The sequence below is a fragment of the Micromonospora sp. MA102 genome (assembly GCF_025460765.1).
Lineage (GTDB): Bacteria > Actinomycetota > Actinomycetes > Mycobacteriales > Micromonosporaceae > Micromonospora > Micromonospora halotolerans.
This window is the reverse complement of the sequence record NZ_JAMWEG010000019.1, coordinates 53,513-67,196: the sequence shown is the minus strand read 5'-3', so window position 1 is coordinate 67,196 and position 13,684 is coordinate 53,513. Positions and strand designations below refer to the sequence as shown.

At 72.8% G+C, this 13,684-nt stretch carries 11 protein-coding genes; all 11 read left to right on the top strand.

Annotated features, from left to right (window positions below; all coding sequences use genetic code 11):
• Positions 1 to 4: 4 nt before the first annotated feature.
• The 11 genes from NFX44_RS27965 (at position 5) to ahcY (ending at position 13,542) form a co-directional block, all read left to right on the top strand.
• Positions 5 to 361: a hypothetical protein gene (locus NFX44_RS27965; protein WP_262286586.1), complete on the top strand. Its 357-nt coding sequence runs from the start codon at positions 5 to 7 to the stop codon at positions 359 to 361.
• A gap of 327 nt (positions 362 to 688) precedes the next feature.
• Positions 689 to 4,678: a toxin glutamine deamidase domain-containing protein gene (locus NFX44_RS27960; RefSeq protein ID WP_262286585.1), complete on the top strand. Its 3,990-nt coding sequence runs from the start codon at positions 689 to 691 to the stop codon at positions 4,676 to 4,678.
• On the top strand, positions 4,675 to 5,118 hold the full coding sequence (locus tag NFX44_RS27955) for a hypothetical protein (RefSeq protein ID WP_262286584.1): 444 nt from the start codon (positions 4,675 to 4,677) through the stop codon (positions 5,116 to 5,118). Before NFX44_RS27960 ends, NFX44_RS27955 begins: the two co-directional genes overlap by 4 nt.
• 54 nt (positions 5,119 to 5,172) lie before the next feature.
• Positions 5,173 to 5,751, top strand: coding sequence for a DinB family protein (locus tag NFX44_RS27950; protein WP_262286583.1), 579 nt, complete (start codon positions 5,173 to 5,175; stop codon positions 5,749 to 5,751).
• A gap of 144 nt (positions 5,752 to 5,895) precedes the next feature.
• Positions 5,896 to 6,624, top strand: coding sequence for a deoxyribonuclease V (nfi, locus tag NFX44_RS27945; protein WP_262286582.1), 729 nt, complete (start codon positions 5,896 to 5,898; stop codon positions 6,622 to 6,624).
• Between the two features lie 307 nt (positions 6,625 to 6,931).
• Entirely contained in the window at positions 6,932 to 7,903 is a 972-nt protein-coding gene (locus tag NFX44_RS27940) for a hypothetical protein (RefSeq protein WP_262286581.1), read from the top strand.
• 178 nt (positions 7,904 to 8,081) lie between these two features.
• Complete coding sequence (locus NFX44_RS27935; RefSeq protein WP_262286580.1) at positions 8,082 to 8,291, top strand: Trm112 family protein; 210 nt, start codon at positions 8,082 to 8,084, stop codon at positions 8,289 to 8,291.
• On the top strand, positions 8,288 to 9,484 hold the full coding sequence (locus NFX44_RS27930) for an SIS domain-containing protein (protein WP_262286579.1): 1,197 nt from the start codon (positions 8,288 to 8,290) through the stop codon (positions 9,482 to 9,484). The genes NFX44_RS27935 and NFX44_RS27930 overlap by 4 nt, the downstream gene beginning before the upstream one ends.
• 93 nt (positions 9,485 to 9,577) lie before the next feature.
• Positions 9,578 to 10,591 (top strand): cation diffusion facilitator family transporter, encoded by a 1,014-nt coding sequence (locus NFX44_RS27925; protein ID WP_262286578.1) that lies wholly within the window; start codon positions 9,578 to 9,580, stop codon positions 10,589 to 10,591.
• Positions 10,592 to 10,593: 2 nt separating this feature from the next.
• Entirely contained in the window at positions 10,594 to 11,745 is a 1,152-nt protein-coding gene (gene manA / locus NFX44_RS27920) for a mannose-6-phosphate isomerase, class I (protein ID WP_262286577.1), read from the top strand.
• 297 nt (positions 11,746 to 12,042) lie between these two features.
• Entirely contained in the window at positions 12,043 to 13,542 is a 1,500-nt protein-coding gene (gene ahcY / locus NFX44_RS27915) for an adenosylhomocysteinase (protein ID WP_262286576.1), read from the top strand.
• The last annotated feature ends 142 nt before the right edge of the window (positions 13,543 to 13,684 follow it).

The window sequence follows — 13,684 nt, the reverse complement described above, 5'->3', positions numbered from 1 at the left end:
CCGCATGTCCGGCGGGGAGATCTGGCTGGACCCGGACCGGGCCCGGCGCGGCGGTGCCGACCTGGCCCTGGCCGGTGAGGCGGTCACCGCCTCCCGGCACGAGGCGGGCGACCCGATCGCGGCGGCCGGCGCGCAGCGCCCGTGGGGTCGGGACGACATCGGCGCCGCCTTCGACAGGCACTACCAGGGCTACGCGGAGACCCTGCTGCGCGCCTGGGAGATTCTCGGCCGGTCCCTCGAAGGGCTGGGCGCCGACGTGGTGCGTTCCGTCGTCGCCACGGTCGAGACCGACCTGACCAACGCCCGCCAGATCGGCGGGATCCCGCACCAGCAGCACAACCCGCACCGGCCCTGGCGCTGACCACCGGAGGATCCGCGCGTGAGCACGCTGCCCAGCCCGATCCCGCACCCGCTCGACTACTGCCCCTGGGACGTGCCCGGCTGGATCTACGAGGCGCTGGACTGGGTCGTCGGCGTCGAGTGGCCGGAGGGCAACGAACGGGCCGTCTGGGACCTGGCCGACCAGTGGTACGGCGTCACCGACGTCCTGGCCGGCCCGCTGAACGACGCCACGACCGCTGCCGACGAGGTCCGCAGCGGATATGGCGGCGTCGGCCTGGTGGCGCAGGCGTTCGACATCGCCTGGGGCAAGGTCGCCGAGGGGGAGGACGCGCCGCTGCACGTCCTCGTGGCGGCGACCGGCGAGCTGGGCAAGCTGGTCGACTCGTGCGGCTGCGACATCGAGGGCGCCAAACTCGAGGCCTGGATCGAGCTGGGCATCCTGGTCGTCGAGCTGCTCTCGCTCGCGGTGGCCACGGTCCTGACCATGGGCGCCGCCTCGCCGGCGGCCGGCGCCGCCATCACGGCCAGCCGCGTCGCCGTGCAGCAGATCTTCAAGCGGCTGGTGGCCCAGCTGGCCCATAAAGCCGTCAAGGAGGGGTTGAAGGAGGCCGGCGAGCGGGCCGCCAAGGAGGTCGTCAAGAGTGGCGCCCGCGGACTCGCCCGCCGGGCCGTGCTGGCCGGACTGGTCGAGGCGGGGCAGGAGGCCGGCACCAGCCTGGCGACGCAGGCGTACCAGAACTCCACGGGCCGGCGTGACGGCCTGGACCTGACCGACGTGGGCATGTCGGGGCTCGGTGGCTTCGCCGGTGGGGCGGCGGCGCCGCTGGCCGGCCTCGGGCGGCACGCGCACGAGGGGTTTGCCCGGATCGGGGAGCACTTCGGGCGGGAGATGGCCGGCGAGACCCTGGCCGAGAGCGCGGCGGGGCTCGCCACCGGTCAGGACCTGTCGCTGGAGGACATCGCCCGTGCCGCGGCCTCCGGCGTCAGCGGCTCCGCCACCGCGCAGGCCGACAGCGCACTGCATCACCGGCTCGACGAGAAGCTGGCCGGTCTGCCCGCGCAGCCGGTGGACCTGGGGCTCCCGCCGTCCGCCGGCGCCATTCCCTCCCAGCGGATGCCGGACCCGGTCACGCTCCCCGGAGATCCCGGCCCGGTGCCTCATCCCGGAACGGCCGAATCCGCCTCGGCGTCGAACCCTCCGTCTTCGCTCGTCGGCGACGGGCCTCCGGCGCACCTCCCATCCGTCGGCGTTGCGGCGGGCGTCGGCGCGACCCCGGCTCACCGGGTGGACGTGGCGGTGACGACCGACCCTCCGACCGCGGACGCGACGACGAGCGCAGCGCGGGCCTCGGCTGGGCCGACGCTCTCGGCCGTGGCCGTCGAAACGCCCGTTGCCGGGGCGCCCGGTTCCGACACCGCCGAGCCGACGTCCGGTCCGGTCAAGACCTCCGGGCTGCCCGGCGTCGGCACGCCGACCCAGACCGCGCCGATGCAGGCGGCGGCCCCGCCGACCGTGGTCGGCCCGCCTGCCGCCGTTGCCCCACCCGCGCACGGGCCGATACCGGCGCCCGCGGACCAGACACCGGTGGGCACCACGACCGGGCAGGTCGGTTCGCTGGCCGCCCCGTCGGCGCACCCGAACCCCGCACCGGTCGCTGGCCCAGGGCCGGGGGCATCGGTCAGCGGACCCGACCCCCGGCCTGTGCCGAACCCCCGCTTTCCTCTGCTGGAGGCGCTGGCCCCACCGCGTCCCGCGTCCGACCCTCCGCCGACACTGCCCGGCCCCTCTGACCCGCCGCCACCGCGCCGGATGACCCCCCAGGAACGGGCGGCGCGACTCACCGCCGATCGGGAGGCCCTCGACAGGCGTCGCTACCACGGCTATCTCCGGTCGCAGCGGGAGTGGTACGAGGAGAGCCGCCGCCAGCAGCGGGCGGACTGGCTTCGCGAGCGCGCTGACTACCACGAGGAGCGGGCAAGCGACTGGGGAGCACAGGCCACCGAGTTCGATCGCGCCGGCCGGGACCTGGCCGCCGCCCGGTGGTATCGGGAGGCGCGCGAAGCCAGCATCGAGGCCCTCGAACTGCGTGAGGAGGCGCAGCGTGTCCTCGCCGGGTCGGTGGTGCCGGCCGAGGTGATGGTCGAGGACGACGTCGACTTCTACCGGATCAATGACGATGTCGCCGACCTCGCGCTGGGTGCCGTCGAGACGGCGGACCACTCGGCGCTCACCGGCGACGGCCGTCCACCACCCATCGACCGCTCGCGCCGGTACGGCATGCGGGGCGGCCTCCGGCCACCGCTCGCGCTGCACCAGACCGACCTGGAGCGCCAGATGCCGCGGCACCCCGACGGCAGGGTGGTGCGGACCGCCGACCCCCGCCGGGGCGGGTGGTTCCGGCTGGCGAACGACGGCGGACCCGCGGCGGACGCCACCCGGGGCATCAACTGCCTGGACTGCACGTTGTCGCTCTTCGAGACCTGGATGCACGGCCGGCCGCGGGTCTCCGCGCCGCGTACCTTCGACGGCTACCTCCTGGGGGACGTCCATCGCCCGGTGGGCGGTGAGGCGGACGGCCCGCGTCGGGTCGAGGAGACCACCGGCGGGCGGTTCCAGAATCTCTGTCCCGCCGCCCTGCCGGGCGTCCCCGACCACGAGACGCGTCGGGTGGTCGAGGGCGGTTACCGCGATCTGCACGGGCAGCTCCTGGCGGGCGGCCACGGCAGCTACGCGTTCCTCATCACCACCTACGAGGGCGGGGGATCCCACGCCTGGGTGGCGCTGAACCAGGACGGCTCGGTCCTCTACCTGGACCCGCAGACCGGCCGGATGAGCAGGCATCCGCTCTACACCCACAGTGGTGTCCGCGACCCACACAACGTGGTGGGCGTCGACGCGCTGGTGCTCGGTCCCGACGGTAATCCGATGCCGCTCGCGGGCCGGCCGCCGGGCGACTACAACGTCCTGCCCGACCCGGTGGAACCATCGCCGCCGCCCCGACCAGTCGAACCACCACCCCCGCCGGCGCCCGACGATGGCGACTCGCCGGACTTCAACCACGTCCACCTGCTCGGCGAAACCACCACCTTCCACCACCGGCCGGACGGCACCTCGTTCCCCGGCAGCGCTCCGGACACCGAGCCGGAAGCGATCCGGACGCGGAACGCGCACCGTGACGCGCACGCCGACCGGATCGCCGCCGGGCTGTACGTGCGGGACGCACTGGCCGCGAGCGGCAGCCTGGACGAGGTCTTCGCCGCCGGGGTGACGCCGGTCGAGCTGGCGCAACACGCCGACGGGCCGACGCTGCAACGGCTGGTGCCGGAACTGGATCCGGCGGCGGCCGGTGACCTGACGCGACTGCTCGCCGACCCGCGGGTCAGGCAGATGCTCGACCACACCTGGGAGGCGCCACCCCGACACGAGGGACTGCTGGCCGAGACCCTGGTACGGCAGCTCGCGCAGCGCCCCGACCTGGTCCGGATGATCCTCTCGACACCGGAACTCGCCAACTCGCTGACCGCCCGTCCGATCACCCTCCACCACCTGGCCAGCCACCAAGAGGCGATCGACGTGCTGGGCGACGTCCTGAACGACATCGCAACTCATGGGCCCGGCGCTGTAATCACGCCGAAGGCGACGAAGCCACTACCGACACCCGTCACCGAGGACCAGCGCCGGATCGCTGCTGCAATCGCGAGTCGCGGACAATCGAACATCCAGCTGGGGTTCGACGACTCACGGCGTGACGACGAGACCTACCGGCTCGCCTACGTCGATCAGCTCTATGTCGATGCGACTGTGGCGCAACAGGAACTAACCGAACTTGCCATCGCTGTTGCCGGGGACGATGGGCAACCCGACTGGAGAACAGAGCCGAAGAGCAGGGAACGGGTGCTGGACAAGCTCGTGGAGTATGAGAACGATGCGGCCCAGCTGAAGGATCTGGCTGGCGCCAAGGTGCAGTTCCGTCGACTCGATGACATCTATCGATCATTGGACCGACTGTCCGCCGACCCGGACGTGGTGATCCTCCATATCAAGGACCGATTCCTCAAGCCGCAGCAGAGTGGCTATCGCGATGTGCTGTTGAACCTCCGCATGTCCAATGGTCATGTTGCGGAGCTTCGGCTACACCTGAATTCGCTCGACGAGATCGCGGAGTGGGAGCATGCCCTGTACGAGGTTCGACGTGATCTTGAGGTGATTTCCGAAGCTGACGGTCGACCATTGACGGAACGTGAGCGAGCTCTCCGGGACGGACTGTTGCGACGGGCGCAGGACATCTATTGGCGAGCACTGAATGAGACGACCGGGGAGGCGCCACCGCAATGAGTCAGCAGAGAGGCTTGACCCTGCCGAGATTTTTCAACTACTACGAGTCCCCTCTGAAGCTGGTCGAAACCAGCGACGGCGGCGTTGCTGGATGGCGGCTGTCCAAGGACACAGGTGGCTGGAAGGCTGCGAACAACCTGATCGACAAGGTGTTCTTCGTTGGAGGAGATGAGGTCAACGAGATATCGCGCGAGGAGTTCGTTCAGCTCACGGAGCATGACCGTGGCCGCTACCTCCGTGGTGAGGGGCCGGTCTTTGCTCTTTACGAGACCGTGAGGGCGATCGAGGAGACCTTGGGCCGTGAGCGCCGCTACCCGACCTTGGAGGAGCAGGCGCTGATCAGGGGGATTCGGCGGCGGACGTTTGTGATGTTCGAGGAGCAGCTTCAGCAGGCCGGTGATCCGGGCGCAGACCCCACCATCGCCACCGCCGCCTCCTGACCCCGCCGGCAAAATGCCTTGCCGGCCGCCGTCCCAGGGCGAGAAGGTCCGGGCATGTCTGACGCGGGTACCGATGCCGACCGGCCCACTCCTCAGTTCGCCTGGTCGAACATGTTCGTCAAGCCGGAGGACGACCCCCGTTCGGAGGGCGGGTTCGACGACGAGCTGAGCATCCTGGTCAACTACCTGCGGGACCAGCGCCTCACCCTGGAACTCAAGTGCGCGGGCCTCGACGCCGAGCAGTTGGCCCGGCGGTCGGTCCCCCCGTCGCCCATGTCGCTGCTGGGGTTGGTCCGGCACATGGCGGAGGTGGAGCGGGGCTGGTTCCGCCGCACCATGGCGGGCGAGGACGCACCGCGGATCTGGCGGCACCAGGCGGACCGGGACGCCGACTTCCACGGCGCGGTGGGTGACCCGGCCGTGGTCGAGCAGGCCTGGGCGGCCTGGCGGGAGGAGGTCGCGTACGCGGAGCGGTTCGTCGCCTCGGCCCCGAACCTGGACGTCAAGGGGCGGCACGGTGACGGGGAGATCTCGCTGCGGGAGCTGCTGGTGCACATGATCGAGGAGTACGCCCGGCACAACGGCCACGCGGACCTGCTGCGTGAGCTGATCGACGGCCGCATCGGCCAGTGACCCGGACAGGGTTGGCTACGGTGGGGCGATGACGGGCGCCGAGGCCGACGCCGACCGGACGTACCACCGGTCCGGCCGGCCGAATCCGGGCCGGGGCGCCGGGCCGTACTGCGGTCGCGACGCCGACCGGGGGGACGGCCGGCCGTGACGGGCGGTGGAGTGCCGTACCGCCCGCCGGCCGACGTGGCGGAGGCGTTGCGCGTACAGGAGGAGTTGCGGTCGCGGGTCGACCTGGTGGGGCCGGGGCCGACGGCGCCCGCGACGGTCGCCGGGCTGGACGTCGCCTACGCCGAGAGCGGTGACCGGCTCGCGGCGGCCGTCACCGTGCTGGACGCGGCCACGCTCGCCGTGGTGGACGAGGCGGTGAGCGTGGGCCGGCCGGCGTTCGACTACGTGCCGGGGCTGTTCGCCTTCCGTGAGCTGCCGGCCTTGCTGTCGGCCCTGGACCGGTTGACGGCCCGGCCGGAAGTGTTGATCTGCGACGGGCACGGGTTGGCGCATCCGCGCCGGTTCGGGCTGGCCTGCCACCTCGGGCTGGTGACCGGGCTGCCCTCGATCGGGGTGGCGAAGACGCCGCTGGTCGGGGTCTGGGACGAGCCGGCGCCGGAGCGGGGCGCCTGGACGCCGCTGCGCGACGGCGGTGAGGTGGTGGGTCGGGTGCTGCGGACCCGCGACGGGGTGAAGCCGGTGTTCGTCAGCGTCGGGCACCGGATGAGTCTGGACAACGCGGTCGACCGGGTGCTGGCGTCGACATCCCGGTACCGGCTGCCGGAGACGACCCGCACGGCCGACCGGCTCTGCCGCCGGGCCCTTACCGAAGACTTCCGGACCGCCGCGCCGGCCGACGAGGGCGATCCGGCCGCGAGCGCCTGACGGCCGGCCGCCGCACCCGGCCCGGCCCGATCGTGCAGGCGGCGGTGTGAATCTTGGACGGTTGTCGTTCGTACCGCGTGGGTAAGTGTCCAAGATTCCCGCCGCGTCGCCGGCCATCGGCGATGGTGACTCCGGCCGTGGACGGCCGGATTTGATCATGCGGGCGGGTCGGGTCGCGTCGAGGATGGAGCGGGTGTCGCGGGGGTGTCGCGGCACACATGCGGGGTGCTCGATGGGCAGGTGCCACTCGGGGCCGGTAGTAACCTGACCGGCGGATCCCGTCCGGGGCGGAAGCGGTGAGGTGGAGATGTCGGTGAGGCGACACGCGGCGCGGTGGGCCACGGTCGGTGTGATGCTGGGCGGCCTGGTGGCCGGCGCGGCGTCCCCGGCGCTGGCCGCTGACGACCGGGTGGAGGTGCGCTCGGCGAGCCGCTTCACGGCCGGTGGCTCGGCGGGCACGGTGGCGGTCGAGGTGCGCAAGCGCACCGACGGCTGCGTACTGCTCCGCACCGCGCTGGGGCTGCGGCTCGACGGCCTGCGGGCGGACCAGGTCCACGTGCAGGTGGCCAGCGGTGGCCGGTGGGTGCCGGTGCCGGTGTCCGGCGGTGGCGGCGCGGTCGCCACGGGACAGACGTCGCCCGCCAACGCGGCCCTCTGCAAGGGCAAGGGGATCACGGTCCGCTACCGGGTGGCCTTCCTGGCCGGTGTGACCGGCGGGCGGTTGGACGTGGTCGGCGAGGCGAGCGCCGCGAACGGGCGGGTCCTCGGCCGGTCCGCCACCGCGGCCCGTGTGGTGGGTGCGGAGCCCACCGCCAGCCCCAGCCCGACGCCGTCCCGCAAGCCGTCGCCGACCCCCACCCCGAGCGCCGTCGCGACCACGCCGGCGGAGTCCGGCACCACCTCGGCGGTGGCCGCCGCGATCGACCCGGCCGCCGGCACCGAGGCCGACGACTCGTCCTCCGGAGGTTCCCCGATCATGTGGTTCGGCATCGCACTGGTACTGGTCGGCGTCGCGCTGATCGTGCTGCTGGTCCGCCGCAACCGCGCGGAGAAGACGGACGGGCAGCCGGACGCCGGTCATCCGCCGGTCCCGCTCCCGCGCGGCAGCACGACCTACCGTTCCGGCGCGCCCGCCGGCCAGGTGTACGGACAGCAGCCGCCCGCCTCGACGGGAAGCGTCTACGGCGCCTCCTCGGCCACGACCGACCGGCCGGACGGCGAGCCGCCGGCCGCCGCGGGTGGTGACGCCACCACCGTGCTGCCCCGCGTGCCCCGCTGAACCGGAACCCGGCGGGTCGCCGGGGTTACGGTGACGGTGGGTGACGGCGACCTGACCGGGTGGCCGCGCACCCGGTGCCGAGATGTGACGCGGTGCCCGGGTTGGTTCGCCGATAAGATCGCGTGCGCCGGACGGCACCGCCGACCGGTGAGACCGCATACGTGGAAGGAGCCGCGCCGTGGCCCTGGACCCGCAGTTGCTCGAGATCCTCGCCTGCCCGGACACGCACCACGCACCGCTCGACTACGACCCGCAGGCCCAGACGCTGACCTGCACCGAGTGCGGTCGGATCTTCGAGGTCCGGGACGACGTCCCGGTGCTGCTCCTCGACGAGGCCCGTGGCGGCCCCGCGGCGGACGACACGCGCGGCTCCGGGTCGCCGCGATGATGGAGGGTACGGCCGGGGTCAGCGGGCACCGGCACGCGGACGAGTCATTGCTGGACAATCCGGACCGGCTGGCCGAGCACGACCCGGGCGGCATGCTCCGGTTCACCGCCTCCGCCGGCGCGCAGGTCCGTGAGTCGGCGGCGCTGGCCGCCGAGGCGAACCTGACCGTCCTCGCCGACGAGGGCCGCCCCCGGGCGGTGGTGATCGCGGGCATCGGCACGGCCGGGCGTACCGGCGACGTGCTGGCCACGGTGGCCGGGCCGCGCTGCCCGGTGCCGGTGATCCCGCACCGCAGCGCCGGGGTGCCCGGCTGGGTGGGCGCGGCGGACGTGGTCATCGCGGTGAGCGCCTCCGGCCGCAGCCCCGAGGCGCTGGGCGCCGCCGAGGCCGCCCACCGGAGGGGCGCCCGCCTGGTCGCCGTCGGCGCGCCGGACTCGCAGCTCCAGTCGGTGGCCGAGCGGGCCCGCGCGCCGTTCATCCCGGTGCCCCGGCGTGCCCCGGCCCGGGCCAGCCTCTGGGCGCTCACCGTGCCGGTCCTGCTCGCCGCCCGTACGCTCGGGCTCGTGAAGGTCAACGAGGCGGACCTGGCCGAGACCGCGGCCCGGTTGGACGCCGACGCCGACCGGTGCCGGCCCACCGCCGAGTCCTTCGTCAACCCGGCGAAGTCGCTGGCCCTGGGCCTGTCCGGGTCGATCCCGATCGTCTGGGGCTCGTCGCCGCTGGCGACCGTCGCGGCCCGCCGGTTCGGCGACACGCTCTCCGCCAACGCCCGCTACCCGGTCGTCACCGGGGCGTTGGGCGAGGCGGGCCGGGGCCGGGTCGGCCTGCTCGACGGCGTCTTCGGCGGCCTGGTCGAGGGGGAGCGGGACATCTTCGCCGACCCCGAGGAGACCGACGGCGACGCCACCCGGCTGCGGCTGGTGCTGCTGCGCGACGGCGGCCTCAACGCCGAGGACGACACCGACGAGCCGCTGGCCGTGGAGGAGCGCCGGGCGGACGCGGTGCAGACCCTCGCCGAGCGGCGCGGTGTGCGCTGCGACGTGGTCACCGCGGAGGGCGGGTCCGCGCTGGAGCGGCTCGCCTCGCTGATGGCGGTCCCGGACTTCGCCTCGGTCTACCTCGCCCTGGCACACGGACTGGACCCGATGGCCGTGCCGGCCATCACCGAGATGAAGGAGCTGGCGAACCAGTGAGCACGTGCGGCATCGGGCGGGGAGTGGCGTGAGCGAGCGGAGCGGGCGAACCATCGAGCTCGGCAGCGCCGCGGAGCGAAGCGAGGCGGGGGCGTGAGCGCCAACGGCGGGACTCGGGCGATCGTCGCCGCCCTGGCGGCCAACGTCGGCATCGCCGTCACGAAGTTCATCGCGTTCCTGCTGACCGGCTCCTCGTCGATGCTCGCCGAGTCGATCCACTCGGTGGCCGACTCGGGCAACCAGGGCCTGCTGCTGCTCGGCGGCCGGCGGGCCAAGCGGGAGGCCACCCCGGAACACCCGTTCGGCTACGGCCGGGAGCGCTACATCTACGCGTTCATCGTGGCGATCGTGCTGTTCAGCGTCGGTGGCCTCTTCGCGCTGTACGAGGCGTACCACAAGGCGCAGCATCCGGAGCCGATCACCGAGTGGCAGTGGGTTCCGGTGGCCGTCCTGGTGATCGCGATCGGCATGGAGAGCTTCTCGTTCCGGACCGCCATCCAGGAGTCCAACCACATTCGCGGCAACCAATCGTGGGTGCGGTTCATCCGCCGGGCCAAGGCCCCGGAGCTGCCGGTGGTGCTGCTGGAGGACTTCGGCGCGCTGATCGGTCTGGTCTTCGCGCTGTTCGGCGTGGGGATGACCCTGATCACCGGGAACGGCATGTGGGACGCGGCCGGCACTGCGATGATCGGCGTACTGCTCGTGATCATCGCGATCACCCTGGCCATCGAGACCAAGAGCCTGCTGCTCGGTGAGGGCGCGGAGCGGGGCGACCTGGCCAAGATCGAGCGGGCCGTCACCGAGGGGCCGGAGGTCGAGCGGATCATCCACATGAAGACGCTCTACCTGGGCCCGGAGGAGCTGATGGTGGCCGCGAAGATCGGGGTGCCGGCCTGCGAGACCGCCGAGGATCTCGCCCGGGGCATCAACGCCGTCGAGGCGCGGATCCGCGCGGCCGTGCCGATCGCCCGGGTCATCTACCTGGAGCCGGACATCTACAGCGTGGCGGCGGACCGGGCGGGCACCGGGCAGGCGGCGCACACCGCCGTCCCGCAGCCGGACGGCGACGCGGGCGGCGACGAGGTCGCCGGACGGCCCGGGAGCTGACCATGGAACTGCTGCAGGGCCGGATCCGGGACTACGCCTGGGGCTCCCGCACCGCGATCGCCGAGTTGCAGGGGCGTCCGGTGCCGAGCGCCGGGCCGGAGGCCGAGCTGTGGCTGGGCGCCCACCCGGGCGCCCCGGCCACGGTGGACCGGAACGGCAGCCCGGCCAGCCTCACCGACCTGCTGGACGCCGAGCCGGCGCACTGGCTCGGCGAGCACCTGGTCGGCCGGTTCGGCACCCGGCTGCCGTTCCTGTTGAAGGTGCTGGCCGCGGACGCCCCGCTGAGCCTCCAGGCCCACCCGGACGCCGAGCAGGCCCGGGCCGGCTACGCCGCGGACGCGGACCGGGTGAACTACGTCGACCCGTACCACAAGCCGGAGCTGCTGGTCGCGCTGTCGGAGTTCGAGGCGCTGTGCGGTTTCCGCAACCCGGCCGAGTCGGCCGCGGCGATCGCGGCGTTCGGCGTACCGGGGCTGGAGCCGGTGGTGGCGGCGCTGCGCACCGGGCCGGCGGGGCTGCGGGAGGCCGTACGCCTGCTGTTGAGCTGGCCGGCGGCGGAGCGGACCGGGCTGGTGGCGGACGTGCTGGCGGCGGAGGTCGCCGGGCCGGACGCCGACCTGGCCCGGGCCCTGGCGGCCGACTACCCGGCCGACCCGGGCGTGGTGGTCGCGCTGCTGCTGCACCACGTCCGGCTGGCGCCCGGCGAGGCGATCTGGATGCCGGCCGGCAACCTGCACGCCTACCTGCGCGGCACGGGCGTCGAGATCATGGCGGCCAGCGACAACGTGCTGCGCGGTGGCCTCACCCCGAAGCGGGTGGACGTGGACGAGCTGCTGCGGGTGCTGCGCTTCGAGGTGCTCGACGAGCCGGTGGTCCGGCCGGAGCCGGTGGCGCCCGGGGTGGTGACCTGGCCGGTGCCGGTGGACGACTTCGCGCTGCACCGGGTCGAGGTGACACCCGGCGGCCCGGAGGCGCGGCTGGCGCTGCCCGGCCCGCGGGTGGTGCTCTGCGGCGCCGGCGAGCTCGTCGTGGACGACGGGGTGGGTCGCGTCACCCTGACGGCCGGCCAGGCGGCGATCGGCGCCGCGGCGGGCGGCCCGCTGGTGCTCGGCGGCGACGGCGAGGGCTTCGTCGCCACCGCAGGCGTGCGCTGAGCGGTCAGCCAGCCACTCAAGTCCGACTTTCCCGAAATGGCTTGACGCAGTGATGACGTGGTGTGACTCTATGGGTACGCAGCGTTGTCGCGACGAAGGTCTCGGTAACGCGCGGGGGAACCAAACCGGGGGGATGCACGGGGCGGCCGGGCCGTGAGCGGAAAGTCCGTTCACGACCGACCGCCCCGTGCGCTGTCCGCCGACCGGTCACCGCGCCGTCGGCCAACCGGGCCGGGGAGAAGAAGTCCACGCGCGTAAGGTGGAAGGCTGCGCAGTCATCGTTCGACAGGAGCTTCCATGACCAGCACCCTCCCGGCGGCCCCCAGTGGTTCGTCGTCCGGAGCCCGGCCGAGCACCCTCGCCGAGGGCGACTACAAGGTGGCGGATCTGTCGCTCGCCGCGTTCGGGCGTAAGGAGATCCGGCTCGCCGAGCACGAGATGCCCGGGCTGATGTCGATCCGTCGCGAGTTCGCCGAGGCCCAGCCGCTCGCCGGCGCCCGCATCACCGGCTCGCTGCACATGACCATCCAGACCGCCGTCCTGATCGAGACCCTTGTCGCGCTCGGCGCGCAGGTCCGCTGGGCGTCCTGCAACATCTTCTCCACCCAGGACCACGCCGCCGCCGCGATCGTCGTCGGCCCGGAGGGCACCCCCGAGGCCCCGGCCGGCGTCCCGGTCTACGCCTGGAAGGGCGAGAGCCTGGAGGAGTACTGGTGGTGCACCGAGCAGGTGCTCACCTGGCCCGACGGGCAGGGCCCGAACATGATCCTCGACGACGGCGGCGACGCCACCCTGCTCGTGCACAAGGGCGCCGAGTTCGAGAAGGCCGGCGTCGTGCCGCCGGTCGAGTCGGCCGACTCCGAGGAGTACGCGGTCATCCTCCAGCTGCTGCACCGCTCGCTCGCCGAGGACGGCCAGCGCTGGACCCGGATCGCCGCCGGCATCAAGGGCGTGACCGAGGAGACCACCACCGGCGTGCACCGGCTCTACGAGATGCACCGGGCCGGCACCCTGCTCTTCCCGGCCATCAACGTCAACGACTCGGTGACCAAGAGCAAGTTCGACAACAAGTACGGCTGCCGTCACTCGCTCATCGACGGCATCAACCGCGCCACCGACGTGCTGATCGGCGGCAAGATGGCCGTCGTCATGGGCTACGGCGACGTGGGCAAGGGCTGCGCCGAGTCGCTGCGCGGCCAGGGCGCCCGGGTCGTGGTGACCGAGGTCGACCCGATCTGCGCCCTGCAGGCGGCGATGGACGGCTACCAGGTGGCCACCCTGGACGACGTGGTCGAGCAGGCCGACATCTTCATCACGGCGACCGGCTGCTTCAACGTCATCACCCACGAGCACATGGCCCGGATGAAGCACCAGGCCATCGTCGGCAACATCGGCCACTTCGACAACGAGATCGACATGGCCGGCCTGTCGAAGCGCGCCGACGTGACGCGGGAGAACATCAAGCCGCAGGTCGACGTGTGGCGCTTCGAGGACGGCCACGCCATCATCGTGCTCTCCGAGGGCCGCCTGCTGAACCTGGGCAACGCCACCGGCCACCCGAGCTTCGTGATGTCGAACTCGTTCGCCAACCAGACCATCGCCCAGATCGAGCTCTTCACCAAGACCGACGAGTACCCGGTCGGGGTGTACGTGCTCCCCAAGCACCTGGACGAGAAGGTCGCCCGGCTGCACCTGGACGCGCTCGGCGCCAAGCTGAGCACGCTCACCAAGGAGCAGGCCGCCTACCTGGGCGTGTCCCAGGAGGGCCCGTTCAAGCCGGAGCACTACCGCTACTGAGTTCCGCACCCGGAGGGGACCGGTGCCGGCCGCCGCGCGGCCGTCCCGGTCCCTTCGCGTACGCGGGGGAAAGCCGCGGTGATCTGCGCGTGTCGGGCTGCGGACGGTTCGGGTGACATGGCCGTGAACGACTTGACGGCCA